Consider the following 23,810-nt stretch of genomic DNA (forward strand, 5'->3'; position numbering starts at 1 on the left):
CAGCGGTACATGCCTGTGCAGGCCAGTCGGCCTGGAGTGTTCTGTGCCGCGCAATCACGATGAGGAGACGGGGGCGAAGCCACGCAAGCGCGCGCAGCGCAATGCCTCGACACAGCGCTACCCAATCAGCGCCGGCAGCCCCCACAACGACAGACTCGCCAGCACCACCCCGATCGCCGTGGCGGCCAGCACATCGCTGGGGTAATGCAGCCCAAGCACCACGCGCGACAGCGCCACGCATGCCGAAAAGGGCACCAGCAACGGTGCGAGCCATGGGTAATACGCCAGCGCCACGATGCTGAAGGAGACTGCGTGCAAGGTGTGGCCGGAGGGAAAACTGAACTCGTCCAGCGGTGCCACCCAGGCGCGGATGCGCACATCGGCCGCATACGGGCGCGGGCGGCGGGTCCAGCGCTTGAGCGCCTTGTACAGGGTCAAGGCGAGCACGCCGGTGGCCGCCATGTGCGCCGAGGCGCGAACGCCGTCCATGCCGTCGAGCAGCACCAGCAGGCCCATCAGGCTGTACCAGAACACTCCATCGCCCAGGCGGCTGATGGTGGCGAAGGTGCGGCGCACCGTGTGGCGGCGGCACCAATGGTTGGCGCGCCGGCACCAGCGCGCTTCGTGGCCACGCCAGACCTCAAGCCGCGTTGACGACATAACGCCCCCGTGCCGCAGTGATGCCCAACAACAAGGCATCGAAGTCGGACACCACATTGTCCGGATGCAGTTTTTTCATCGCCTGCGCCGCTGCCGCACCCAGGCGTTGGCGCAGCGCGTCGTCCTGAGTGAGCGTGACGGCGGCCTGGATGAAGTCTGCATCGGTCTCTACCGCCGCGCCGGTCCGGTCGTTGCGCAGATATTCGCGGGCGGCACCATAGTCGAAGGCGACCGTCGCCACGCCGCTGGCCATCGCTTCCAGAGTCACGTTGCCGAAGGTCTCGCTGCGGCTGGGGAACAGGAAGAGGTCGCCGCTGGCGAAGTGGCGCGCCAATGCATCGCCACGCTGCACACCGCAGAAGATGAAATCGGGATTCTCGTGCGCGATCTTCTCGCGCGCCGGGCCATCGCCGACCCACACAAAGCGCGCTTTCGGGCGGATCTGCTGCAGCTTGCGAAACGCCTGCACCGCCAATGGCAGATTTTTTTCGTTGGCGATCCGTCCTACATAGATCGCCGCAAAGCCGTCGCCTTCGATACCCCATTCGGCACGCAGCGCATGATCGCGACGGCCCGGATCGAACTGCTGGCTGTCCACCGCGCGCGCCAGCAACTGCACACGTTCGAAGCCGTCGTCGCGCAGCAACTGTTGCAGCTCGCGCGTCGGCACCAGCGTGGCGTCGGCCTGATTATGAAAGCGTCGCATCCAGCGTAGCGCGGTGCCTTGCAGCCAGGCGGCACCGTAGTTCGGCAGGTATTCGTCGAAGCGCGTGTGGAAGCCGGAAGCGACCGGAATGCCCAGCCTGCGTGCCGCCCGCATCGCCGACCAGCCCAGCGGGCCTTCCGTGGCCACGTAGATCGCATCCGGTTGCGTCGTTCGCCAATGACGGATCAGCCGCTGGGTCGCTGGAAGCCCGAATTTCAGCCCCGGGTAGCGTGGCAGCGCAGCGCCACGCACCAGCAACGCATCGGATGTGCCGGTGTCGCTGCTCTGACGTGGACGCACCACGTCGACCTGATGTCCACGTGCGCGCAGGCCGGTTTCCAGGCCATGGACGGTCAGCGCAACACCGTTGACCTCTGGGGGATAGGTTTCGGTAACGATCGCGTAGCGCATGCCGCTCTCCCGTTTTCGCTAGCTTCCGGCAGGGCGATGGCATTGATGTTGCGCCGACAAGACGTGGCAGTGACAGTGGAGCCGGGAATGGGGAATGGGGAATGGGGAATGGGGAATGGGGAATGGGGAATGGGGAATCGCAAATCGCAAAGGCAGCGTGCTGCACTCGTCAGCGCAATCGCCACCAGTCAGAAACTTCTCAGAGCCCCGTGGTCGACTATTCCCGAATCCCCATTCCCAATTCCCGCCTGAGGCCGCAGGCCTCAGGCCACAAACGGTTTGAACGCGATGCCCAGGCCGGCCATGCTTTCGACTTCGCCGATCAGATCGGCGCGCAGCAGCGGGCGCGAATCGATCCAGCTTTGCGACAGGATCAACGACAGCCGGGTGTCGTCGGCGGTGAGTTCCAGTGTCGGGATCGGGTCCGATTCGTGCGCACGGTGCAGCAGCACCGCCAACCGCAGCAGCGCGGCCTTGCGGCGGGTGGGCAGCAGCAGCCGGTCCGGTAGCGCGTCGAAGGCGGTCTTGGGCACGTTGCGCCGATGCGTACGCACCAGCGCTGCCAGGACCTGTTGTTCCTGTCGCGAAAAACCGGCGATATCCGAATGTTCCAGGATGTAGCTGCCGTGCACGTGGTACTGGCTGTGCGCGATGATCAGACCCAGCTCGTGCAGGCGTGCGGCACGCCGCAGCACCTGCGCATCGTCGCCATCCAGCTGCCAGGATTCGCACACCTGGTCGAACAGACGGCAGGCGGTGGCTTCCACGCGTTGCGCCTGTACCTCATCGATGCCGTAACGCTGCACCAGCGAGGCCACCGAGCTGTCACGCGGATCGTTCTCGCCGCCGCGGCCGAGCATGTCGTACAGGATGCCTTCGCGCATCGCCGCTTTGCTGACCATCAGCTTCTCCAGCCCCAGGGCCTGGAAGGCCGCTTCGAGTACCAGGATTCCACCGGCGATGATCGGCCGCCGCTCGGCCGCCAGGCCGGGCAACTGGATGTCTTCGATGCGCTTGGCCTTGAGCAGCTCATCGCGCAGCGCCGGTAGCGCCTGCGCGGTGATCGCACCCTTGGTGAGCTTCATCGCGGCGCAGATCTCGCCGATCGCCTTGTGCGTGCCGGACGAACCGATCGCCTCATGCCAGCCCAGCGCCTTGTATTGGCCGGCAAACTGCTGGAATTCGGCGCCGATCTCGGTCAGCGCATCCTTCCATTTTTTCTTCGACAACTTGCCGCCTGGAAAAAATCGCCGCGTGCTGGCAATGCAACCGGCCTGCAGGCTTTCGCGTTCCAGGGTCTGAAACCCGCGGCCGATGATGAATTCGGTCGAGCCACCGCCGATGTCGATCACCAGCCGGCGTTGATCGGGCTTGGGCGGTTGCGCATGGGTCACGCCCAGATAGATCAGGCGCGCTTCCTCGCGTCCGCTGACCACTTCGATCGCATGCCCCAGCGCTGTTTCGGCCGGCATCAAAAAGGCCTGCGGCGAGCGCAGCTGACGCACCGTATTGGTCGCCAGTGCGCGCACGCGTAGCGAGGGCACTTCACGGATGCGTTGGCCAAAGCGCGCCAGACATTCGAGCGCACGTTGGCGCGCTTCGTTGGACAGACCGCCCTTGCCATCCAGGCCGTCGGCCATGCGCACGGTTTCGCGCAGGCGGTCGACCACGCGCAGCTGACCCATCAGGCAGCGCGCAATGACCATGTGGAAACTGTTGGACCCTAGGTCGATGGCGGCAAGAAAATCGCCATCGCGCAGGGGCGGAATCGTGGGGGAGGGTGTTGGCATGGCCGCATGGTAGCCGATGGGCGGTCGGCCACGTGAGAGGCCACGGCCGCGGCGTTCTCAGATCCGATCGAGCAAGGTCATCTGCGCCGAATGGGCCGGTTCGCCAGGGCCGGGGGTGCGCTTGTTGTACACGCCTTCGGCATCCAGTTCCCAGGCACTGACGTTGTCGTCCAGATAGTTCTGCAGCACTTCGCGATAGACGCGCTTGGCCAGATCCGGGTCCAGGATCGGGAAGCAGGTTTCCACACGGCGCAACAGGTTGCGTTCCAGCCAATCGGCGCTGGCGCAGTACAACTCGGCCGCCCCATCGTTGCCGAACCAGTACACGCGGCTATGTTCCAGGAACCGCCCCACGATCGAACGCACGCGGATGTTGTCGGACACGCCCGGCACCCCGGGGCGCAGCGTGCAGGCGCCACGCACGATCAGGTCGATCTGCACGCCGGCTTGCGAGGCGGAATACAGCGCACGTACCACCTGCGGTTCGTTGAGGGCATTCATCTTGGCGATGATGCGCCCGGGGCGACCATTGCGTGCCAGGCGGGTCTCGCGTTCGATCCGCTTCAGCACACCGGCATGCAGCGTAAATGGCGACTGCAGCAACTGCTCCAGCTTCATGCGCGGGGCAAGCCCGGACAACTGCTGGAACAGCATGTGCACGTCGTTGCCGATCTCCGCATCGGCGGTGATCAGGCTGATGTCGGTATACAGCCGCGCAGTACCGCTGTGGTAATTGCCGGTGCCCAGATGCACATAGCGTTTGAGCTTGCGTCCCTCGCGCCGCACGATCAGCAGCATCTTGGCGTGGGTCTTGAAACCGACCACGCCATACACCACCTGCACGCCGGCTTCCTGCAGCTTGTCGGCCAGGCCCAGGTTGGCCTCTTCGTCGAAGCGCGCGCGCAGCTCCACCACCACGGTGACGTCCTTGCCGTTGCGCGCGGCCAGAATCAGCGCATCGACAATCAGCGAATCCTTGCCGGTGCGATACAGCGTCTGCTTGATCGCCAGCACGTTCGGGTCGACCGCTGCCTGGCGAATCACATCCAGCACCGCAGTGAAAGCATCGAAGGGATGATGCAGCAGCACATCGCCCTTGCTGACGATCTGGAAGATGCCCTCGCTGTCGCGCAAAGTGCGCGGGTTGAACGAGGGGTACTTGAGCTCCGGGCGCTGCACCAGGTCGTAGACCTGGGTGACGCGGCTCAGATTGACCGGCCCGACGATGCGATACACCGCGTTCTCGTTCAAGCCGAAGTTCTGCAGCAAGGTGCGCATGATCGGCGCCGGACAATCGTGCGCAATCTCCAGCCGCACCGCCGGCCGGTAGCCGCGCGTGACCAGCTCGTCGCGCAGCGCCAGTGCCAGGTTTTCGACTTCTTCTTCGTCCACCACCAGTTCGGAATTGCGGGTGACGCGGAACTGGTAGGAGCCCTTGACCTGCATGCCCGGGAACAACTCGTCCACGAACTCCGACAACACCGAGGACAGGAACACAAAGCTCTGCGCACCCTCCGGCGACAGGCTGGCCGGCAACTGGATGATGCGCGGCAACGAGCGCGGCGCACGCACGATGGCCAGATGACCGGCGCGCCCGAACGCGTCCTGGCCTTCCAGCACCACCACGATGTTCAAGGTCTTGTTGAGAATCTTCGGGAACGGATGCGCCGGGTCCAGGCCCAACGGCGACAGCACCGGCATGATCTCGTTGCGGAAGTAGGCGCGCAGCCAGCGCTTCTGGCGCGAGGTCCACGTCGCGCGACCGAGCACGGCAACGCCGGCCTCTTCCATCGCCGGGCGCAGCACGTCGTTCCACGCGTGGTACTGCTGCTCGACCAGCTTGGCCGCACGGTCGTGCACGGCGTTGAGAATGGCCGTGGGGCTCAATCCGTCCGGCGCCGGCGGCAGGCCGAACTCCTGCGCATGCCGCACGGTGGCGGCGCGGATCTCGAAGAATTCGTCCAGGTTGGTGCACGAAATGCACAGGAACCGCAGCCGTTCCAGCAGCGGCACCTGTTCGTCCAGCGCCTGCGCCAGCACCCGGAAATTGAAGTCCAGTTGCGACAGTTCCCGGTTGATGTACAGCGCCGGATCACGCAAGGGATCGGTGGCGATGTCCTCGGAAGGTGTGACGTCGTGCAGTTGTTTGGCGTGGCCCATGGAGTCGGTCATCAAGACGGGTTGGTGTGCGTGTTACCGCGTGCAACGTGCGTTGCGCAGGTGCATCGCGTCGCGTCGCGCGTCGACGCGCACTCCCTACATATCACGCCGAGCGTGACAGTGGCAGGGACTGTTCGCGCTGCACGACGCGTGCGGCACCGAAATGGCAAGAGAATTCGCTGCCGCGTCCCACTTCGCTCTCGATCTCCAGCCGTGCCTGGTGCAGCCCCAGGATGTGCTTGACGATCGACAGCCCCAGCCCGGTGCCGCCGCTCTCGCGCGAGCGGCTGCTGGACACGCGGTAGAAGCGCTCGGTAATGCGCGGCAGATGCGAGGCCGGAATGCCATAGCCGGTGTCGCGCACTGCCAACGCCGCGCCATCGCCTTCGCGCATGAAGCGGATCGTCACAGTGCCGCCGCCGGGCGTATAGCGCACCGCGTTGGTCACAAGGTTGGAAAACGCGCTGTGCAATTCCTTGTTGGAACCGAGCAGATCCACACCGGCCTCATCGATCACGTCCACCGTGTGCCGGCCCTGGCTGTGCGCCTCGGCTTCGCGGCGTAGTGTCGAAAGCATCGGCGCCATCGCCACGTGTTCTTCGCCGAGTTCTTCCTGCGATTCCAGCCGCGACAAGGTCAGCAAGTCTTCGACCAGCTGCGCCATGCGCTGCGACTGCTTGCGCATCTCGGCCAGCATCGGGCCGGAGTCCGGGAAGTCCTCCGGGTCGAGCATGTCCAGGTAGCCGTGCACCACCGTCAACGGCGTGCGCAGCTCGTGCGACACATTGGCTACGAAATCGCGACGCACCTGTTCCAGACGCAGCAGCTTGCTGACATCGCGCGCCACCAGCAGCCAGTAGTCGTCGGAGTAGGGGATCAGGCGCAGATTCAATCGCAGGTCCGGGTCCACCGGCGAGGCGGCATCCAGCATCGGCTCGGCGTTGCGACCGGCCGCCAGCCAGTGCGCAAGCGGCAACGGCTGCAGCCGCTCCACCACCGACACGCCCATGTCGCCGGGATGATGCAAGCCCAGCAGCCCGCCGGCCGCCTTGTTGAACCACTGCACGCGCTGGCTGTTGCGATCCACCACCACCACCGCATCCGGCAGCGCCTGCGCCGCGGCACGGTAGGTGCGCAGCATGTCGATCAAGCGGCGTTTGCGCCCACGCATTTCGGCCTGGCTGCGATACAGCAGCCGGTCCAGTTCGTTCCAGGCGCCGATACCGGCGGCAGGCTCGGCACGCTGGCGTGCGGTGAGGCGGCGCAGCACCTGGCGCAGCCGCCAGTAATGCCAGGCCAGCACCCCCAGCGCGGTGAGTGTCAGCGCCATCCACACATGCCCGATCAGCACGCCCACCACGACGGCAGCGCCCAACAACAGCGCAAGGGTGCCGAGCGTCTTGAGCCAGGCGGAACGGATATGTTGGGGCATGGAAGGCGTTACCACGAAGCGTCAGGTAGGCAGGCGACCCGGCCAGACAGCGGCCGGGTTGCGGTGCGGCACGTACTTAGGTTGCCGACGAAAAACGATAGCCCGAGCCGCGCACGGTCTGCACCATGTTTTCCAGGCCAAACGGTTCCAGCGTCTTGCGCAGGCGTCGGATGTGCACATCGATGGTGCGCTCTTCCACATACACGCTGCCGCCCCAGACATGGTCCAGCAACTGGGTGCGCGTATACACGCGCTCCGGATGGGTCATGAAGAAGTGCAGCAGGCGGTATTCGGTCGGGCCGATCGGCACCGGCGCATCGCCGGCAAATACGCGGTGCGCCGCGCCATCGATGCGCAGCCGGCCCACGGCCACGCTGCCGTCTTCGTCGTCTTCGCGGGTGCGGCGCATCACCGCTCGGATACGCGCCAGCAGCTCGCGTGCCGAGAACGGCTTGACCACGTAGTCGTCCACGCCGGCTTCCAGCCCGCCGACGCGGTCGTTCTCTTCGCCGCGCGCAGTCAGCATGATGATCGGGATCTCCCGGGTCAGCTGTTCCTTGCGCCAGCGCCGCGCCAGATCCAGCCCGCTGGTGCCCGGCAGCATCCAGTCCAGCAGGATCAGGTCGGGCACGCGGTCGGCAATGGCAGTCTGTGCCTCGCGCGCGTCGCCGGCATGGATGGGCTCGAACTCGCCTTTGCGTAGCGCGAACGCCACCATGTCGCGGATCGCGGGTTCGTCATCGACGATCAGAATGCGTTTTTGCACGCGGGGCTTACCGTCTGGCTTTGGTGATCGCCAGTAGACTACGGTTTTGTGACTCTAATGTGACATGGTGCGGGTTGCTCCACGCCAGACTTCCGTTTTGCGAAGCGGACTGAGCCGCTGCAAGCGTTCAAGCCGGGCACAACATGCTGCCGCGGACGCATCCGCGCACTCGCCGTCACTGCGTGGACAGATCCGGGTCGCGGATGCCTTGACGACGCAGTTCCAGCACCGTCGGCGTGATTGCGGCAATACGCGCATCCACGCGCGCTCGTGTCACATAGTCCAGATCTTTCTTTTTCAGTGCTTCCAGCTGGATCAGGGCCTGCTCCGGGCGCCCGTTCAGCGATGCCGATTCGGCATAGGCCTCGCTGGCACGCAGCTGGTCGCCAGCGAGTTCGCAGGCGCGCGCGTAGGTCTGTTGCAGCAACGGGTCTTCGCCGTTGCGGTAGAGCAGGGGTTCCAGCACCTGGCGCGCGCGCTGGCCGGATTCCTTGCTGGCTTGCTCGTTGAGCGCGCCGGCATAGGTCAGCGCCACTGCACGGTTGTTCGGCAGCCGCTTCAGCAGCGCATCGAAGCGTGCGTTGGCCGCCTCGCGCTGGCCCACGCGCGCCTGCGCTTCGCTCAGGCCCAGCGCCAGCCATAGGTTGTCCGGATGCGTCTCCAGCAGGCCGGCCAACTGGGCCACCGGCTCGCTCGGCCGGCTCCCGCTGTTGCGCAGTTGCGCCAGCGCCAGCCCATAACGCTGCGCATCGGTCAGGCCCTGTTTGGCACTGCGGCGCAGGTTTTCGTATTCGCGAATGGCCGCATCGGGCGTGCTCGCGCTGAGCACGCGTAGACGCTCCTTGGCCCAGTCGAAGCCCTGTTGATCGCCGCCACGGCTCAACGCATCCACCGGCAGCCGCAGCGCATACGGCAGCAGCGCATTGCCATTGCGGCTGAGCGGTTCCGACAACGACGGGTCGGCCGGGTCCACGCGCTCCTGGCGCGTTCCGCCCGGCACCGAGGTGGTCAACACCACGGTGTTCTTCTTCATCTGCTCGGCGCGCGCCTTGGCCTCGCTGATGCGGGTGGTGGTGACCGGGTGGGTCTGCAGGAAGTCCGGCGCGCTGTAGCCGCCCTCGTTGGCGCGCATCGCCACCGACATGCGCTCGAAGAAGCCGGCCATCGCGTCCACGTCGTAGCCACTGCGCACCAGCGTGCGAATGCCCAGCCGGTCGGCCTCCGATTCGTTGGAGCGGGTGTAGTCGATCTGGCGTTGCTGCATCAGCCCCATCGCACTGGTGATGGTGGCCATGGTGGCATCGCCCTTGGAATTGCCGCCGGCCTGCTGCGCCGCCACCACCGCCGCCAGCATGCCGAGCAGGATCGGAATCTGGTCGCGCTGCGCCCGTTCCACCCCACGCAACACGTGCTGCTGGGTGACGTGGGCGATTTCGTGCGACAGCACTGCGGCCACTTCGTCCTCGCGCTCGGCGGTCAGCACCAGCCCGGCATTGACCGCGATATAGCCGCCCAGCGTGGCGAACGCATTGATCTGGCGGTCGCGCAGCATGAAAAAGGTAAATGGCTGCTGCGGCTGGTCGCTGTTGGCACCCAGGCGGGTGCCCATGGTCTGCAGCCAGTCGCCGATCAGCGGGTCGTCCAGCACATAGTCGTAGTTGCGCAACTCGGCGAGCATCATCTTGCCGTATTCGGCCTGACGGGCCGGGGTCAGCAGCTCGCCCGCCGACGAGCCGATATCGGGCAGGCGACTTTCCTGGGCAGGTGCCACGCCCATGGCGAGGGCCAGGGTGAGGGCGGTGGCGAGCGGAAGCAGGCGCAAGTGAAACTCCCAGGTGGTGCGCGGAGCATGCGGGCAGCGCAGCGCAGCGGTGTGAATCGGCAATTAATCCACAGTGTTGCGGTGACGACATGGAAATTCCAGTCGCCCGCTACCATGTGTCAGACCTCAGACCCACCACGGAGTTTCCTGTGAGCCAAGACCACACCGGGCAGGACGCGGCCACCGGCCCGCAGATCACCCTGTATTCCACCGCCATCTGCCCGTACTGCGTGGCGGCCAAGAACTTCCTCAAGAGCAAGGGCCAGACCTGGACCGAGGTGCGGATCGACCTGGACCCGGTCGAGCGCGACAAGATGGTCGCCCTGGCGCGACGCACCAGCGTGCCGCAGATCTTCGTCGGGGACGTCCACGTGGGCGGCTACGACGACATGATGGCCATGCACCGCGCCGGCAAACTCGAACCGCTGTTCGCCACCGCAGGCGGTCAGGCATGAGTGGTTCCGACGACGGCAGCGCCGATCGCCTGCGCGAGTTCACCGACTTCCGCCAGCGCATGAACCAGCGCATCCTGGCCGAGCCCAATCAGGTCGTGCGGCGCTTCTTCGCGCTGGATACCCAGACCTACCAGGCCGGCGCGCTGGATGTGAAAACCAAGGAGCTGCTCGGCCTGGTCGCCTCGATGGTGCTGCGTTGCGACGACTGCATCAGCTACCACGTGGCGCAATGCAAAGAGGCCGGCGTCACCCGCGAAGAGTTCTTCGAGACCTTCTCGGTCGGCCTGGTGGTCGGTGGCTCCATCGTGATCCCGCATCTGCGCCGCGCGGTGGATTTCCTCGACCAGCTCGAAGGCGGCGCGCCTGCGCCGGCCGAACACAGCCACGGCTGATCCACTGCCGCTGCGGTTCCGGTGCGCCGCCCATCGAGGCGGCGCACTGCGTTTGGGGGCCTGGCGCCATCCGGCGCACGGGATCTGGTTCGCGCTGCCGCGCGCGGTGTCGTGGAGAGCCTGCAGGGGTTGGGAGGACACGCACCGGGTCGACGCCCGTCCGGGCCACGCGCGCTGCGGCCGCTGCCCCTGTTGCCAGCCCCTTAGACGATGGTCGGTTTGGGCGCGGTCAGCGGCATCGGGCATAATTGCCTGTGAAACCTCCTTGCGCCGCTCTGCCGGGTTTGACGGCTGGCGCTCCCCCCTTCAAGTTCGGAACCCCAACGTTATGACGCAGACAATCACGGTCATCCGCGGCGACGGTATTGGCCCGGAGATCATGGATGCCACGCTGTTCGTGCTCGACGCGCTGCAAGCTGGCCTGACCTACGAGTACGCAGACGCTGGCCTGGTCGCGCTGGAAAAGCACGGCGATCTGCTGCCCGAGTCCACCCTGGCCTCGATCACCAAGAACAAGGTGGCTTTGAAAAGCCCGCTGACCACGCCGGTCGGCGAGGGCTTCAGCTCGATCAACGTGGCCATGCGTCGCAAGTTCGACCTGTACGCCAACGTGCGTCCGGCCAAGTCGTTCCCCAACACCAAGTCGCGTTTCGCCGATGGCGTTGACCTGATCACGGTGCGCGAAAACACCGAGGGCGCGTATCTGAGCGAAGGCCAGACCGTGTCCGAGGATGGCGAGACCGCCTTCTCCGGCGCCCGCGTCACCCGCAAGGGCTCCGAGCGCATCGTGCGCTACGCCTTCGACCTGGCGCGCGCCACCGGCCGCAAGAAGGTCACCGCGGTGCACAAGGCCAACATCATCAAGTCGACCTCGGGCCTGTTCCTGAAAGTCGCCCGTGACGTCGCCACGCAGTACCCGGAAATCGAATTCCAGGAAATGATCGTCGACAACACCTGCATGCAGCTGGTGATGCGTCCGGAACAGTTCGACATCATCGTGACCACCAACCTGTTCGGCGACATCATCTCCGACCTGTGCGCCGGTCTGGTCGGCGGCCTGGGCCTGGCCCCGGGCGCCAACATCGGTCTGGATGCGGCGATCTTCGAGGCCGTGCATGGCTCGGCGCCGGACATCGCAGGGCAGGGCAAGGCCAATCCATGCGCACTGCTGCTGGGCGCCGCGCAGATGCTGGACCACATCGGACAGCCGCAAAACGCCGAGCGCCTGCGCGAAGCGATCGTCGCCACGCTGGAAGCCAAGGACTCGCTGACCCCCGACCTGGGCGGCACCGGCAACACCATGGGCTTCGCCAGGGCCATCGCCAGCCGCCTCTGAGCGCGCGGGTAGATCGCACAAAAAGAAAGGGCGCCTAGGCGCCCTTTCTTTTTGGTGGAAGCGGATTGCTTAACGTCAGTGTCAAACCATCAGGCCAAGGGATCGCTATTGCGATTCCCTAATCCCGATTCCCGATTCCCGATTCCCCGCTCAATTGCGCGACTGCAGCTTCGACAGCAAGCGCAAAAACTCGATGTACAGCCACACCAGCGTCACCATCAGGCCGAACGCGCCGTACCACTCCATGTGCTTGGGTGCACCCTGCTCGACGCCGCTTTCGATGAAGTCGAAGTCCAGCACCAGATTCAGCGCTGCCACCACCACCACGAACAGACTGAAGCCGATGCCGATCAGGCCCGAGTCGTGGATGAAGGGAATGCGCACACCGAAGAAGCCCAGCACGATGGTAGCCAGGTACACCAGCGCGATGCCGCCGGTGGCCGCGACCACACCCAGCTTGAAGTTCTCGGTGGCCTTGATCAAGCCGCTGCGATACGCGAACAACAGCGCGAACATGGTGCCGAAGGTCAGCAGCACCGCCTGGAACACGATGCCGTTGAAACGTGCCTCGTACACCGCCGAAATCGACCCAAGGAAAAAGCCTTCCACCAGCGCGTACAGCGGCGCGGTGACCGGTGCCCAGGTCGGTTTGAAGCTGGTCGCCAGTGCAAACACCAGCCCGCCAATCGCACCGGCGATCATGTACAGGCGCGCTGCCGGCAGCGGTGCGCCATCGGCGCCGATCGATTGCGACCAGGCGAAAGCCGCGGTGGCGACGGCCATCAGCAACAGCAGGCCAGTCTTGTTGACGGTGCCGTTGAGGGTCATCGCCTGACCGTCGCGGGTGACCACCGAGCCGGAGCCGAGGTCGAGGAACGTGGATTCCCGAAGAGCCGGGTTACCGCTACGCATGCGTGTTCTCCATGAAAGTGGTGCTCGCCGTGCAGGTGAGCGTTGCGATGAGGATACCGGATCGCCCGATTTACACAGGGTGATTGACAGCGAGGCCAATCGTTCCCAAAATAGCCGACCTTTCCAGCCTTCGGGATGGAAAGGTCCCGCCGGGGTATAGCGCAGTCTGGTAGCGCGCCTGCTTTGGGAGCAGGATGTCGGGGGTTCGAATCCCTCTACCCCGACCATTCCGAGCTCTTGACGGCGTGGGAATGCGAAGTCCGGTCCGGGCGCCCGTAGCTCAACCGGATAGAGCACCGGCCTTCTAAGCCGGCGGTTACAGGTTCGAGTCCTGTCGGGCGCGCCATCGGCGGTACGGTAGGAAGTAGGTTTTCAGTGGTGGCTGTAGCTCAGCTGGTTAGAGTACTGGATTGTGATTCCAGATGTCGGGGGTTCGAGTCCCCTCAGCCACCCCACTGATTGCAGGAAAGTTTGACCCGACGCATCGCGGGGTGTTGCAACGAAGCAAAAAAGCGCTTAAGATGCGCGACTAAGTTTCAGGGCCGTTAGCTCAGTTGGTAGAGCAGTTGACTCTTAATCAATAGGTCCAAGGTTCGAATCCTTGACGGCCCACCAGACAGGCAGCCACTCAGCGAAAGTTGAGTGGCTGTTTTTCTTTGTGCCGATGCCTGGTCCAGGCGCACTGCATTGCCTGTATCGCTACCCAGCCACCTACGCCGTTAGCGCAACGCCTGCTGCCACGTCGACGTGCGAATCGATTCGCTCGTTCCTCGTCACTTCGGATAGGCCGGGTGACGACACCGCAGGCGGCGGCAGTGCGCCGCGCGCCGCCTGCGGTGTCGTTATCTCGCAGCGCTACGATGCGTCGCTCGCTCGTCTTTAGCGCTGCTTGTCCAGCAGCTGCTGGCGCACGGCAATCATGCAGCTCTCCTTGATGATCAGGTGCTCCAGAGCGCTGTTGTCGTCGCGGTTGCCGCTTCCCAGATCCAGCACCGAGACCTGCATACTGCCGTGTCGCCTGAAGCTGTCGATGGCGGTAGTGGCGTTCTTCAGCGGAACGGTGGCGTCATTGGACGAGCCGCACAGCAGCGTGCGTGTGCGTGGCGTCCAGTCCAGCAGATCGTTGCGCACCAAATCCTTGCGGAACGGGTTGTTCGGATTGCGCGGTACATCCTTGTAAAAACTCGGTTGGAAATAGCTGCCGATCTTGTCGATGCCCGGCAGTGCGTCGCCGATCGTAAGATCGGTCAGCTCATCCTTACCCGGAAAGTATCCCTCGACCTTGCCCGCCCACGGGTCCTGAAAGACCTGCGACGGCGCGAGATAGATGTTGTGATACGCATGCTGCATGCCGACCAGCGCGTAAGTGACCAGCACCAAGCCGAACGTGCTTTCGCCAACCGCATTGGTTCCGCTCCAGCTGTCCAGGAAGGTCTGACTCAGCGCATACGGCCCGGAGATCGGCGCGCTGGCCACCAGATTGAATTCCTTGGAGTCGTGCGCCTCGATCTCGCGCTGGGTCGCCATCGCCGCATGCCCGCCTTGCGAATATCCCGACAGCATGACCTTGCCCGACAGTGGCGTGTGCAAACGTGCCAGAACCTGGCGTGCGGCGCGCATCGCATCGATGCTCGCACTGGCTTCGGTGGCCGCGTGCAGATAAGGATGGAACGGATACTGCGACTTGCCCAGTCCCAGGTAATCGGTGCTGACCACCACATAGCCCTTGCCTGCCAGTCGAGTCACAAGCGGGTCGTCGCCCTTTGCATCGCGGATGTCCTTCGCCTGTTCCGCGGTACGTTTGGGTTGGGTGCCCTGGTTCCAGCTCAGTAAGGGGTAGGGGCCTGTGCAGCGTGTGCCGCCCGGCACCAGCAGAACGCCCGACGCGGTGGTCGGCTCTCCTTGGACACCGATCGTGGCGTAGGTGAACTCGGCCACGCGAACATCGCATGTCGGAAGGTCGCTGGCCTTGTCGTCGGGCAGCAATGCGGCAAGTGCCGAGCGGGTGTAGCTGCTCAGGAAGTTACTGTTGAGCAGGGTGCCGCGCGCAGGCGATGCCATTGCGATCATCGGCAGCAAGGCGAGCGCCGTCCCAATAGCCGTGAACAGGTGTGACGCATTGCGAATCCGTTGCTGGACCATGGTGTGCTGCCTCATCATGTGGCGACCCGAAAAGTACGGCTTGCGTGGAGAGCGACCGGGGATTCGAAGACTTCCCGCCGCAGGAGCAATTCCTTGCTGGTGGTGCAGGTCTTCTATCCGGTAACGACGTGCAATCAGGCGCGTATCGACCAGCAGGCTTTAAAAAAGTGGGGGTATGCGATATGCCGATAATGCGATTGCAAGTTGGCAGCGCCAGATGATGTGCTTATCGGATAGCCCAGGATTTCCCAACAACGAAGCCCGCACTCCGAGTGCGAACGCGCGCTGCGTGAGGCGCTTATTCGCCGCTCTGCATTTACCAGGCATTTGACGCAGTAGATTCGCAGAACGATTGAAGTCGGCAGCGCGATGCGCAACTCATGGTTCCCTACTGGTAACTCGCTATCGCGGCGCTGCAGACAGTGGGCTGTGCATTCCCGCTCGGTGGCGCGACATCTCCATGCCGGGAGAACCTGCATGTGCATTAAGGGCAGCTAACAAACCGAATGTGCTCACCGTCAGGCGGGCGCGGCCGGTGCTCGGTGCGGCGTGGTCCACGCGTACACTCCGGTGCTGAGCGCGCCGTCCACACCTACCTGACGACTGCTCGCTACGTTTTGTTAGCCGCTCTAAGTAAGAAATATCGAATGCCGAATGGATGCGGCTGCATCACTTGATCAGCGGGTTACCAAATGCTGCCTTAGATATTCGAAACTGCCCTTCGACTCGATTAAGTCAAGGGTGTTACCTATATATTGCAGGTAGTTGCAAAAGAATTCTGCAGTTACAGCGCCGCGCGCAATCGCCGCAGCAATTAATTCACGTCAATTTACCTGCGCCACGCGCGTGCAGCTGCGCGCTTCTGCAGTCGCCGGCCGAGTGTTACGCCTGTTCCACGCGCGGAAACGCAAGCAGGAAGCGCGCGCCCTTGCCTGGTGCCGATGTCACCTCGATAAAGCCGCCTGCCTGGCGCACCGCGCTATACACCTGGGCCAGGCCCAGGCCGGCTCCCTTGTCTGCGCTCTTGGTGGTGAAGTACGCCTCGAATAGCCGCGACTGCACATGGCTGTCCATGCCGTGCCCGTCATCGGCGACCGCGATGGTGGCGAACTCGCCAGCGGGTTTGGTCAGCGTTGCATCGGCCTTGGCGACCTGCGTTTGACCGGTCTCCACGCGGATGACACCGTCGCTTGCGCAGGCGTCGCGCGCGTTGATGACCAGATTCAAGATCGCGCGTTCCACCGTATGCCGGTCGACCATGGCGCAGCATCCGCCCGCAGCAGTGTTCACGTGCAAGCGCAGGTCTGCGCCGACGACTTGCTCAAGCAACGGGTTGAGCTGGTCGGCCAGTGCGGCGAGATCAACCGGTTCGGGGCTATACGGATACTGGCGCGAAAATCCGACCAGCCGCTGCGCCATGACCGAGCCATGTTGAAGCGCGGCATCGGCCACGGCGAGCAGTTTGGTGTCCTGTGCGTCGATTTTCCCACGTTGAACCACCAGGTCGATCGCCGAGGTAGCGGCCTGCAGCACGTTGTTCAGATCGTGCACGACACCTGCCAGTAGTTGTCCAACCGCCTCGCCCTTCTGTGCCTGCTCTGAGATCTTTTCGGCAGCGCCCTGGGCGGCGCGCGCAATGTCCAGATCGTCTTCGATGCGCTCGCGCAGATCGCGCAGGCTGTGCAACTCGGTCGACAGCGAATCCGCGCGCGTGCGCGCCAGCATCAATGCGCCCGTGGAGAACTCGCGCTCCGCCTTCAAGGTGCGATCCAACGTATGGAAGGCAGCCTCCAACGCACGGCGGTCGGAAATGTTCTTGCTGACCGCCAGGATCGCCTCGACCTTGCCGGCCTCGTCGAACAACGGGCTGGTGACCACCTGCCAGGTCTGGCGCACGCCAACGAAGTTGACGCAGCTGGCCTCGAACTCATGCACCGCCCCTGCCAGCGATGCCGCCAGGGCCATATCGATCAACTCGGCGGCTTCGGCCGGCCAGAACTCGCGCCAGCGGCGAGAAATCAGCTGCCCGGGGTCACTGGCGCCCAGGACGGTGAGTCCGTTGGCATTGACCTCCGTGATCCGTCCGTCGAGGTCGATCTCTTTGATGCAGTCTCGCGACAGTGCCACGATCTGACGGTATCGGTCTCTCATTGCGACGGGGCGCTCTCTCGGCTTTGGTTTAACGGAATTTTCGCAAATATTGACGCAGTCATGCGCAACCACGCCGACCAGGTTAGGGCTGGGATCAGGCTGGGAGCGTAAACCGTTCAGTTGAGGTCGGTTCGCACTGGCCTGCAGAACTGCGACTCGGCAGGTGTCCGTGTCCTGCCTGCCTCACACCCGCACCGCCTCGCCACTCGTTCGCAGTGCTTTTTCTTTGCCGGCATCCCTGCAACAATGCACACGCACCTGCAACATCGCGAAAGTGGCGGAATTGGTAGACGCACCAGATTTAGGTTCTGACGCCGCAAGGCGTGGGGGTTCGAGTCCCCCCTTTCGCACCAATGCAGTGCGGCCGTGAGTGCTCCGGCCGCCGCAGCTCCTCCGGCAAACCAGTCTTTTCCACTGCAGACGCCGGTGTGCGCGTTCCGCTGGCAGCCGCCGCCGTTATCGGCGAAACTACAAGGCTCGGCGGCATTCTCGCCATCCGTCAACCCGTCTCTTCCATCTCGTGCCGACGCTTGTGCTGTCGGTGGCAGGAGTCAACATGCAAGCATCGATCGAATCCACCGGCAATCTGGAACGCCGCCTGACCTTCACCTTGCCGCAGGAGCGTCTGGAGACCCACGTCGGTGGCCGCCTGCGCGAACTGGCGCGGACCACGCGCATCAAGGGCTTTCGTCCCGGCAAGGTGCCGACCAAGGTCATCGAGCAGCGCTTCGGTCAGCAGGTGCGTGCCGAGGCGATGGAAGGCCTGCTGCGTGAAACCTTCGACTCGGCCGTGCGCGAGCACTCGCTGCGTCTGGCCGGCAACCCGCGCATCGATCAAGGCGAAAGCGATTTCGACTTCGTCGCCACCTTCGAAGTGGTGCCGGACTTCGGCGATATCGATGTCGCCAAGCTGTCGGTAGTGCGCCACACCGCCGAGGTAACCGATGCCGACATCGACCAGATGATCGAAAACCTGCGTCTGCAGCGCCGTACCTGGAACCCGGTCGAGCGCGGTGCGCAGGTCGGCGATCTGGTGGCGCTGGAAACCTGGTCGCAGGCCGGCGACGAGCGTCTGCCCGCCGAAGGCGTGGAGACCGGTAGCAGCGTGCTGGGTTCGGGCGTGATGTTCGACCAGATCGAAAAAGGCCTGGAAGGCCTGGCCAAGGGCGAAGACAAGACCCTGACCGTCGATTTCCCGGCCGAATGGCGCGTGCCGCAGCTGGCCGGCAAGACCGTGCAGGTGCACGTCAAAGCAGTCGAAGTGTCCGAGCCGGTGTTGCCGGTGGTGGACAAGGAGTTCATCAAAAGCTTCGGCGTCAAGAGCGGCGATGCCGAGCAATTCCGCGCCGATATCCGCACCAACCTGGAGCGCGAGCTCAAGGGCGCGCTGATGAACCGTCTGCGTCGCGAAGTGGGCGAGCAGCTGATCGCCGCCTACGCGCACGTCGAGATGCCGCCGCGTCTGGTCGAGAACGAAGCCCGTTCGATGCTGGCCCAGCAGGTCGAGCAGGTGCGTCGCAGCGGTCGCGATCCGGGTCAGGTGCCGGACGATGCGTACCAGGGGTTCATGGATGCTGCCGCCAAGCGCGTGCTGGTCGGTCTGCTGGTCGGCGAAGTGGCCCGCCGTAACGAGCTGCGTCTTGAATCCAAGCGCGTCAGCGAAACGCTGCGTCTGATCGCCTCAACCTACGAAGAGCCGGAACAGGTCATTGAGATGTACCGCAACGACCCCCAACTGATGGGGGGGCTGCAGAGCCGTGTGATGGAAGAGCAGGTGATCGACTGGATCGCCGAGCGCGCCCAGCACACCGAGCAGCCGCTGTCGTTCCAGGACGCCATTCGCGTCTGATGCGTTAGCAAGAAGGACCGCGCCCTGCAGTCTCGAGGGCGCGGACGTCGAACACGGGCATCGGCACAGGCCGCTGCCACAACGGGAAGACTGATGAGCATTGTGACCAAAGCCCTGAACCTGGTGCCCATGGTGGTCGAGCAGACCAGCCGTGGCGAGCGTGCGTACGACATCTACTCGCGTCTGCTGAAGGAGCGTCTGATCTTCCTGGTCGGTCCCATCGACGACCATATGGCCAACGTCATCGTTGCCCAGCTGCTGTTCCTGGAAGCGGATAACCCGGAAAAGGACATCAGCATCTACATCAATTCGCCAGGTGGCGTGGTCACCGCCGGTATGGCGATCTACGACACCATGCAATACATCAAGCCGGACGTTGCCACCATCTGCGTCGGCCAGGCCGCCTCGATGGGTGCGCTGCTGCTGGCCTCGGGTGCCGCCGGCAAGCGCTATGCGCTGCCGAACTCGCGCGTGATGATCCATCAGCCGCTGGGCGGCTTCCAGGGCCAGGCGACCGATATCGACATCCATGCGCGCGAGATCCTGACCCTGCGTTCGCGCTTGAACGAGATCCTCGCCAAGCACACCGGACAGTCGTTGGAGACCATTGCGCGCGACACCGAACGCGACAACTTCAAGAGCGCGGTCGATGCACAGGCCTATGGCCTGGTGGATCAGGTGCTGGAGCGTCGTCCGGAAGAGTCGATCCAGCCGTCTTGATCGCCAGGCCGCTGAAATTGCAGGAAAATCCGGCAGGGTCGGGTGGGGCGAACCTCATTCCGACCCTGTGCTATTCTCGAAATCGAACCCCCGTGCATCGGGTGGGGTAACTGGGTAACAGAAGCATGAGCGAAGACCGCCAAGGTCGTTCCGGCGACAGCAACAAGATTCTCTACTGCTCGTTCTGCGGTAAGAGTCAGCATGAAGTCCGTAAGCTGATTGCCGGTCCCAGCGTATTCATCTGCGATGAATGCGTTGAGCTGTGCAACGACATCATTCGTGAGGAGCTCGAAGAAAAGGCGCAGTCGGCCCGTTCCAGTCTGCCCAAGCCGCGCGAGATCCTCGAGGTGCTGGATCAGTACGTGATCGGGCAGCTGCGCGCCAAGCGCACGCTTGCCGTGGCGGTGTACAACCACTACAAGCGTATCGAGAGCCGCAGCAAGAACGACGACGTCGAACTGGCGAAATCCAACATCCTGCTGGTCGGTCCGACCGGTTCGGGCAAGACGCTGCTGGCCGAAACGCTGGCGCGCCTGCTCAATGTGCCGTTCACGATCGCCGATGCCACCACGCTGACCGAGGCCGGCTATGTCGGCGAGGACGTGGAAAACATCATCCAGAAGCTGCTGCAGAAGTGCGACTACGACGTCGAAAAGGCACAGCAGGGCATCGTCTATATCGATGAAATCGACAAGATCTCGCGCAAGAGCGAGAACCCGTCGATCACCCGCGATGTGTCCGGCGAAGGTGTGCAGCAGGCGCTGCTGAAGCTGATCGAAGGCACGGTTGCCTCGGTGCCGCCGCAGGGCGGTCGCAAGCATCCGCAGCAGGAATTCCTGCAGGTCGATACCAAAAATATCCTGTTCATCTGTGGCGGCGCGTTTGCCGGTCTGGACAAGGTCATCCAGGCACGCTCCAACGACGCTGGCGGCATTGGCTTCGGTGCCAAGGTCAAGAGCAGCGAGCGTAAGCAGGAAGTCGGCAAGATCCTGGCAGAGGTCGAGCCGGAAGATCTGATCAAGTTCGGTCTGATCCCCGAATTCGTCGGCCGCCTGCCGGTGGTCGCCACGCTCGAGGAGCTGGACGAGCCGGCGCTGATCAAGATCCTGACCGAGCCCAAGAACGCCATCACCAAGCAGTTCAAGAAGCTGTTCGACATGGAAGGCGTGGAACTGGAGTTCCGCCCGGACGCGTTGTCTGCAATCGCCAAGAAGGCGCTCAAGCGCAAGACCGGCGCGCGTGGTCTGCGCACTATCGTCGAATCGGTGCTGCTGGATACGATGTACGAGCTGCCTTCGCAGGAAAATGTGAGCAAGGTGGTGGTGGACGAGTCGGTGATCGAACACAAATCCGAGCCGTATCTGATCTACCAGGCGCAACCGGCCCCGGCCAAGGCTGCGTCCGGCGATTGAGCTCCGTATCCGCGTTGCCAGGCCTTGGCCTCGCTCGCGGATAAAGGGTTTCGGACTGCTACTTGCAACACCTCGCCGATGGCCCCATAACGGGGCCATCGGCTTTTTTTAGGCCCTAATTTCCCCGATTCCTGCGGAGCGCCCCATGGCCCAGTCCCAACCAGAAGTTCTCGATCTGCCAGTGTTGCCGCTGCGCGACGTGGTGGTGTTTCCGCACATGGTGATTCCGCTGTTCGTCGGCCGTGACAAGTCGATGCGCGCGCTGGAAAAGGCCATGGATGCGGACAAGCGCATCCTGCTGGTGGCGCAAAAATCGGCCGAAACCGACGACCCGGCCGCCGGCGATCTGTACACCGTCGGCACCCTGGCCCAGGTGCTGCAACTGCTCAAACTGCCCGATGGCACCATCAAGGTGCTGGTCGAGGGCCTGTCGCGGGTCATCGTCGACAAGGTCGTCGAGCTGGACGGCGCATTGCAGGGGCAGGGCACCGAAGTGGAAGCCAGCGATGGCCGTGAGCCGCGCGAAGTGGAAGCGATCGCGCGCTCGTTGATGTCCCTGTTCGAGCAGTACGTCAAAACCAACCGCAAGTTGCCGCCGGAGTTGTTGCAGACCCTGGCCGGCATCGACGAGCCGGGCCGCCTGGCCGACACCATCGCCGCGCACATCGGCGTGCGCCTGGCCGACAAGCAGCGCCTGCTGGAAATCACCGAGATCGGTGAGCGCCTGGAGTTGCTGGTTGGGCTGGTGGATGGCGAAATCGACGTCCAGCAGCTGGAAAAGCGCATTCGCGGCCGCGTGAAGTCGCAGATGGAAAAGAGCCAGCGCGAGTACTACCTCAACGAACAGATGAAGGCGATCCAGAAGGAGCTGGGCGACCTGGACGACGCGCCGGGCGAGCTGGAAGAACTTGCGCGCAAGATCGCCGAGTCCGGCATGCCCAAGCCGGTCGAGACCAAGGCCAAGGCCGAGCTCAATAAGCTCAAGCAGATGTCGCCGATGTCCGCCGAGGCAGCGGTGGTGCGCAATTATCTGGACTGGCTGCTGGGCGTGCCGTGGAAGAAGCGCACCAAGGTTCGCAAGGATCTGAAGGTTGCCGAAGATACGCTGGACGCCGATCACTACGGTCTGGACAAGGTCAAGGAGCGCATCCTTGAGTACTTGGCAGTGCAGTCGCGGGTGAAGCAAATGAAGGGCCCGATCCTGTGCCTGGTCGGCCCGCCGGGCGTGGGCAAGACCTCGCTCGGGCAGTCGATCGCCAAGGCGACCAACCGCAAGTTCGTGCGCATGAGCCTGGGCGGCATCCGCGACGAAGCCGAGATCCGTGGCCATCGCCGGACCTATGTCGGCTCAATGCCGGGTCGCCTGGTGCAGAACCTCAACAAGGTCGGCAGCAAGAATCCGCTGTTCCTGCTGGACGAGATCGACAAGATGTCGATGGACTTCCGCGGCGACCCGTCGTCGGCATTGCTGGAGGTGCTCGATCCCGAGCAGAACAATTCCTTCAACGACCATTATCTGGAAGTGGATCTGGATCTGTCGGAGGTGATGTTCGTCGCCACCTCTAACTCGCTCAACATCCCCGGCCCGCTGCTGGACCGCATGGAAGTGATCCGCATCCCCGGCTATACCGAGGATGAAAAACTCAACATCGCGATGCGTTACCTGGTGCCCAAGCAGATCAAGGCCAATGGCCTGAAGCCGGAAGAGATCGAGATCGGCAGCGATGCGATCCAGGATGTCGTGCGCTACTACACCCGTGAATCGGGCGTGCGTAATCTGGAGCGCGAGATCGCCAAGATCTGCCGCAAGGTGGTCAAGGAAATCGCACTCGCCGGCCCGCAGCCGGTTGCGAAGAAAGTTGTTGCCAAGAAGGGCAAGCCGAAGGCGTTGGTGACGGTGGGGTCGAAGAATCTCGACAAGTACCTGGGCGTGCGTCGCTTCGACTTCGGCCGCGCCGAAGAAGAAAACGAAATCGGTCTGGTCACCGGTCTGGCGTGGACCGAAGTCGGCGGCGAGTTGTTGCAGGTCGAATCGACGTTGGTGCCGGGCAAGGGCAATCTGATCCTGACCGGTCAGCTTGGTAACGTCATGAAGGAGTCTGCATCGGCGGCGCTGTCGGTGGTGCGTTCGCGCGCCGAGCGTCTGGGCATCGATGTGGATTTCCTGCAGAAACAGGACGTGCATGTGCACGTGCCCGATGGCGCCACACCGAAGGACGGCCCAAGTGCAGGTATCGCGATGGTGACATCGTTGGTATCGGTATTGACCAAGGTGCCGATCCGCGCCGATGTGGCGATGACCGGCGAAATCACGCTACGTGGTCGCGTGTCGGCAATCGGTGGCTTGAAGGAGAAATTGCTGGCGGCACTGCGTGGCGGCATTCGCACCGTGCTGATCCCGGACGAGAACCGCAAGGACTTGGCCGACATCCCGGCCAACGTCACGCGCGACTTGAAGATCGTGCCGGTCAAGTGGATCGACGAAGTGCTGGATCTCGCCCTGGAGCGTCCGCTGGCACCGAAGAAGGCAGGCAAGGAAAAAGCCCGCAAGACCGCGTCGCGCGTTGCCGTGCGCGGCAAGTCGCGCACTACTCCGGGTACCCGCGTCAAGCACTAACGTGCGCTGTCTAAGACGTCCCGAAACAAGCCAAAACCCGCGTCGTTATTGGGTTTTGGCTTGCGTGCCGTTGGGGG

Annotated in this window: 17 protein-coding genes, 5 tRNA genes and 1 other RNA gene; 13 read left to right on the top strand and 10 right to left on the bottom strand. The window is 63.8% G+C overall.

The features are described 5' to 3' along the window. Positions 1 to 117: 117 nt before the first annotated feature. From ACCQ06_RS05895 to ACCQ06_RS05925, 7 genes are all read right to left on the bottom strand, one after another. Positions 118 to 660 (bottom strand): phosphatase PAP2 family protein, encoded by a 543-nt coding sequence (locus ACCQ06_RS05895; protein ID WP_104617036.1) that lies wholly within the window; start codon positions 658 to 660, stop codon positions 118 to 120. Continuing rightward, positions 641 to 1,777 carry a glycosyltransferase family 4 protein gene (locus ACCQ06_RS05900; RefSeq protein ID WP_104617035.1) on the bottom strand — a complete coding sequence of 379 codons (1,137 nt, stop codon included), beginning with the start codon at positions 1,775 to 1,777 and terminating at the stop codon, positions 641 to 643. Before ACCQ06_RS05900 ends, ACCQ06_RS05895 begins: the two co-directional genes overlap by 20 nt. A gap of 263 nt (positions 1,778 to 2,040) precedes the next feature. Then, positions 2,041 to 3,567, bottom strand: a complete 1,527-nt coding sequence (gene ppx, locus ACCQ06_RS05905; protein WP_316691015.1) for an exopolyphosphatase — start codon at positions 3,565 to 3,567, stop codon at positions 2,041 to 2,043. Between the two features lie 57 nt (positions 3,568 to 3,624). Continuing rightward, positions 3,625 to 5,727 carry a polyphosphate kinase 1 gene (gene ppk1, locus ACCQ06_RS05910; protein WP_104617044.1) on the bottom strand — a complete coding sequence of 701 codons (2,103 nt, stop codon included), beginning with the start codon at positions 5,725 to 5,727 and terminating at the stop codon, positions 3,625 to 3,627. Between the two features lie 103 nt (positions 5,728 to 5,830). Next, a complete protein-coding gene (gene phoR, locus ACCQ06_RS05915; protein ID WP_170068713.1) occupies positions 5,831 to 7,159 on the bottom strand; it encodes a phosphate regulon sensor histidine kinase PhoR in 1,329 nt (442 codons plus the stop codon). A 76-nt stretch (positions 7,160 to 7,235) separates the two neighbouring features. Continuing rightward, positions 7,236 to 7,925: a phosphate regulon transcriptional regulator PhoB gene (gene phoB / locus ACCQ06_RS05920; protein WP_002806631.1), complete on the bottom strand. Its 690-nt coding sequence runs from the start codon at positions 7,923 to 7,925 to the stop codon at positions 7,236 to 7,238. 175 nt (positions 7,926 to 8,100) lie between these two features. Next, the gene (locus ACCQ06_RS05925; RefSeq protein ID WP_228323995.1) at positions 8,101 to 9,747 is read right to left on the bottom strand and encodes a M48 family metalloprotease; all 1,647 of its coding nucleotides are present in this window, start codon (positions 9,745 to 9,747) and stop codon (positions 8,101 to 8,103) included. Positions 9,748 to 9,896: 149 nt separating this feature from the next. Here ACCQ06_RS05925 and grxC point away from each other — a divergent pair, with 149 nt between their 5' ends. The 3 genes from grxC (at position 9,897) to ACCQ06_RS05940 (ending at position 11,930) form a co-directional block, all read left to right on the top strand. Beyond that, complete coding sequence (gene grxC, locus ACCQ06_RS05930) at positions 9,897 to 10,202, top strand: glutaredoxin 3 (RefSeq protein ID WP_316691025.1); 306 nt, start codon at positions 9,897 to 9,899, stop codon at positions 10,200 to 10,202. Further along, the gene (locus ACCQ06_RS05935; protein WP_011036180.1) at positions 10,199 to 10,594 is read left to right on the top strand and encodes a carboxymuconolactone decarboxylase family protein; all 396 of its coding nucleotides are present in this window, start codon (positions 10,199 to 10,201) and stop codon (positions 10,592 to 10,594) included. Before grxC ends, ACCQ06_RS05935 begins: the two co-directional genes overlap by 4 nt. 328 nt (positions 10,595 to 10,922) lie before the next feature. Next, positions 10,923 to 11,930: an isocitrate dehydrogenase gene (locus ACCQ06_RS05940; protein WP_316691033.1), complete on the top strand. Its 1,008-nt coding sequence runs from the start codon at positions 10,923 to 10,925 to the stop codon at positions 11,928 to 11,930. 150 nt (positions 11,931 to 12,080) lie between these two features. On the opposite strand, the gene ACCQ06_RS05945 is transcribed toward ACCQ06_RS05940, so the two are convergent. Then, positions 12,081 to 12,842 carry a Bax inhibitor-1/YccA family protein gene (locus ACCQ06_RS05945; protein ID WP_104617030.1) on the bottom strand — a complete coding sequence of 254 codons (762 nt, stop codon included), beginning with the start codon at positions 12,840 to 12,842 and terminating at the stop codon, positions 12,081 to 12,083. Between the two features lie 150 nt (positions 12,843 to 12,992). Between ACCQ06_RS05945 and ACCQ06_RS05950 the strand changes: the two genes are divergently transcribed. From ACCQ06_RS05950 to ACCQ06_RS05965, 4 genes are all read left to right on the top strand, one after another. Then, positions 12,993 to 13,069, top strand: a tRNA-Pro gene (locus ACCQ06_RS05950). Between the two features lie 42 nt (positions 13,070 to 13,111). Continuing rightward, a tRNA-Arg gene (locus tag ACCQ06_RS05955) sits at positions 13,112 to 13,188 on the top strand. A 32-nt stretch (positions 13,189 to 13,220) separates the two neighbouring features. Then, a tRNA-His gene (locus ACCQ06_RS05960) sits at positions 13,221 to 13,297 on the top strand. Between the two features lie 84 nt (positions 13,298 to 13,381). Then, positions 13,382 to 13,457, top strand: a tRNA-Lys gene (locus tag ACCQ06_RS05965). A 264-nt stretch (positions 13,458 to 13,721) separates the two neighbouring features. Here the strand turns inward: ACCQ06_RS05965 and ACCQ06_RS05970 are convergent. Then, complete coding sequence (locus ACCQ06_RS05970) at positions 13,722 to 14,984, bottom strand: alpha/beta hydrolase family protein (RefSeq protein ID WP_316691037.1); 1,263 nt, start codon at positions 14,982 to 14,984, stop codon at positions 13,722 to 13,724. A 549-nt stretch (positions 14,985 to 15,533) separates the two neighbouring features. Here ACCQ06_RS05970 and ACCQ06_RS05975 point away from each other — a divergent pair. After that, positions 15,534 to 15,610, top strand: a non-coding RNA gene (locus ACCQ06_RS05975) — sX9 sRNA. Between the two features lie 256 nt (positions 15,611 to 15,866). Here the strand turns inward: ACCQ06_RS05975 and ACCQ06_RS05980 are convergent. Further along, on the bottom strand, positions 15,867 to 17,135 hold the full coding sequence (locus tag ACCQ06_RS05980; protein WP_316691039.1) for a two-component system sensor histidine kinase NtrB: 1,269 nt from the start codon (positions 17,133 to 17,135) through the stop codon (positions 15,867 to 15,869). Between the two features lie 268 nt (positions 17,136 to 17,403). Between ACCQ06_RS05980 and ACCQ06_RS05985 the strand changes: the two genes are divergently transcribed. The 5 genes from ACCQ06_RS05985 (at position 17,404) to lon (ending at position 23,733) form a co-directional block, all read left to right on the top strand. Continuing rightward, positions 17,404 to 17,488, top strand: a tRNA-Leu gene (locus ACCQ06_RS05985). 203 nt (positions 17,489 to 17,691) lie between these two features. Then, positions 17,692 to 18,984 carry a trigger factor gene (tig, locus tag ACCQ06_RS05990; protein ID WP_104617042.1) on the top strand — a complete coding sequence of 431 codons (1,293 nt, stop codon included), beginning with the start codon at positions 17,692 to 17,694 and terminating at the stop codon, positions 18,982 to 18,984. Between the two features lie 93 nt (positions 18,985 to 19,077). Continuing rightward, positions 19,078 to 19,704, top strand: a complete 627-nt coding sequence (gene clpP / locus ACCQ06_RS05995) for an ATP-dependent Clp endopeptidase proteolytic subunit ClpP (RefSeq protein WP_055845978.1) — start codon at positions 19,078 to 19,080, stop codon at positions 19,702 to 19,704. 125 nt (positions 19,705 to 19,829) lie between these two features. Next, entirely contained in the window at positions 19,830 to 21,116 is a 1,287-nt protein-coding gene (clpX, locus tag ACCQ06_RS06000) for an ATP-dependent Clp protease ATP-binding subunit ClpX (protein ID WP_046963201.1), read from the top strand. Between the two features lie 145 nt (positions 21,117 to 21,261). Further along, positions 21,262 to 23,733 (top strand): endopeptidase La, encoded by a 2,472-nt coding sequence (gene lon / locus ACCQ06_RS06005; protein ID WP_104617027.1) that lies wholly within the window; start codon positions 21,262 to 21,264, stop codon positions 23,731 to 23,733. Positions 23,734 to 23,810 lie beyond the last annotated feature (77 nt).

The sequence above is a fragment of the Xanthomonas sp. NCPPB 4467 genome (assembly GCF_041475665.2).
GTDB lineage: Bacteria > Pseudomonadota > Gammaproteobacteria > Xanthomonadales > Xanthomonadaceae > Xanthomonas > Xanthomonas dyei.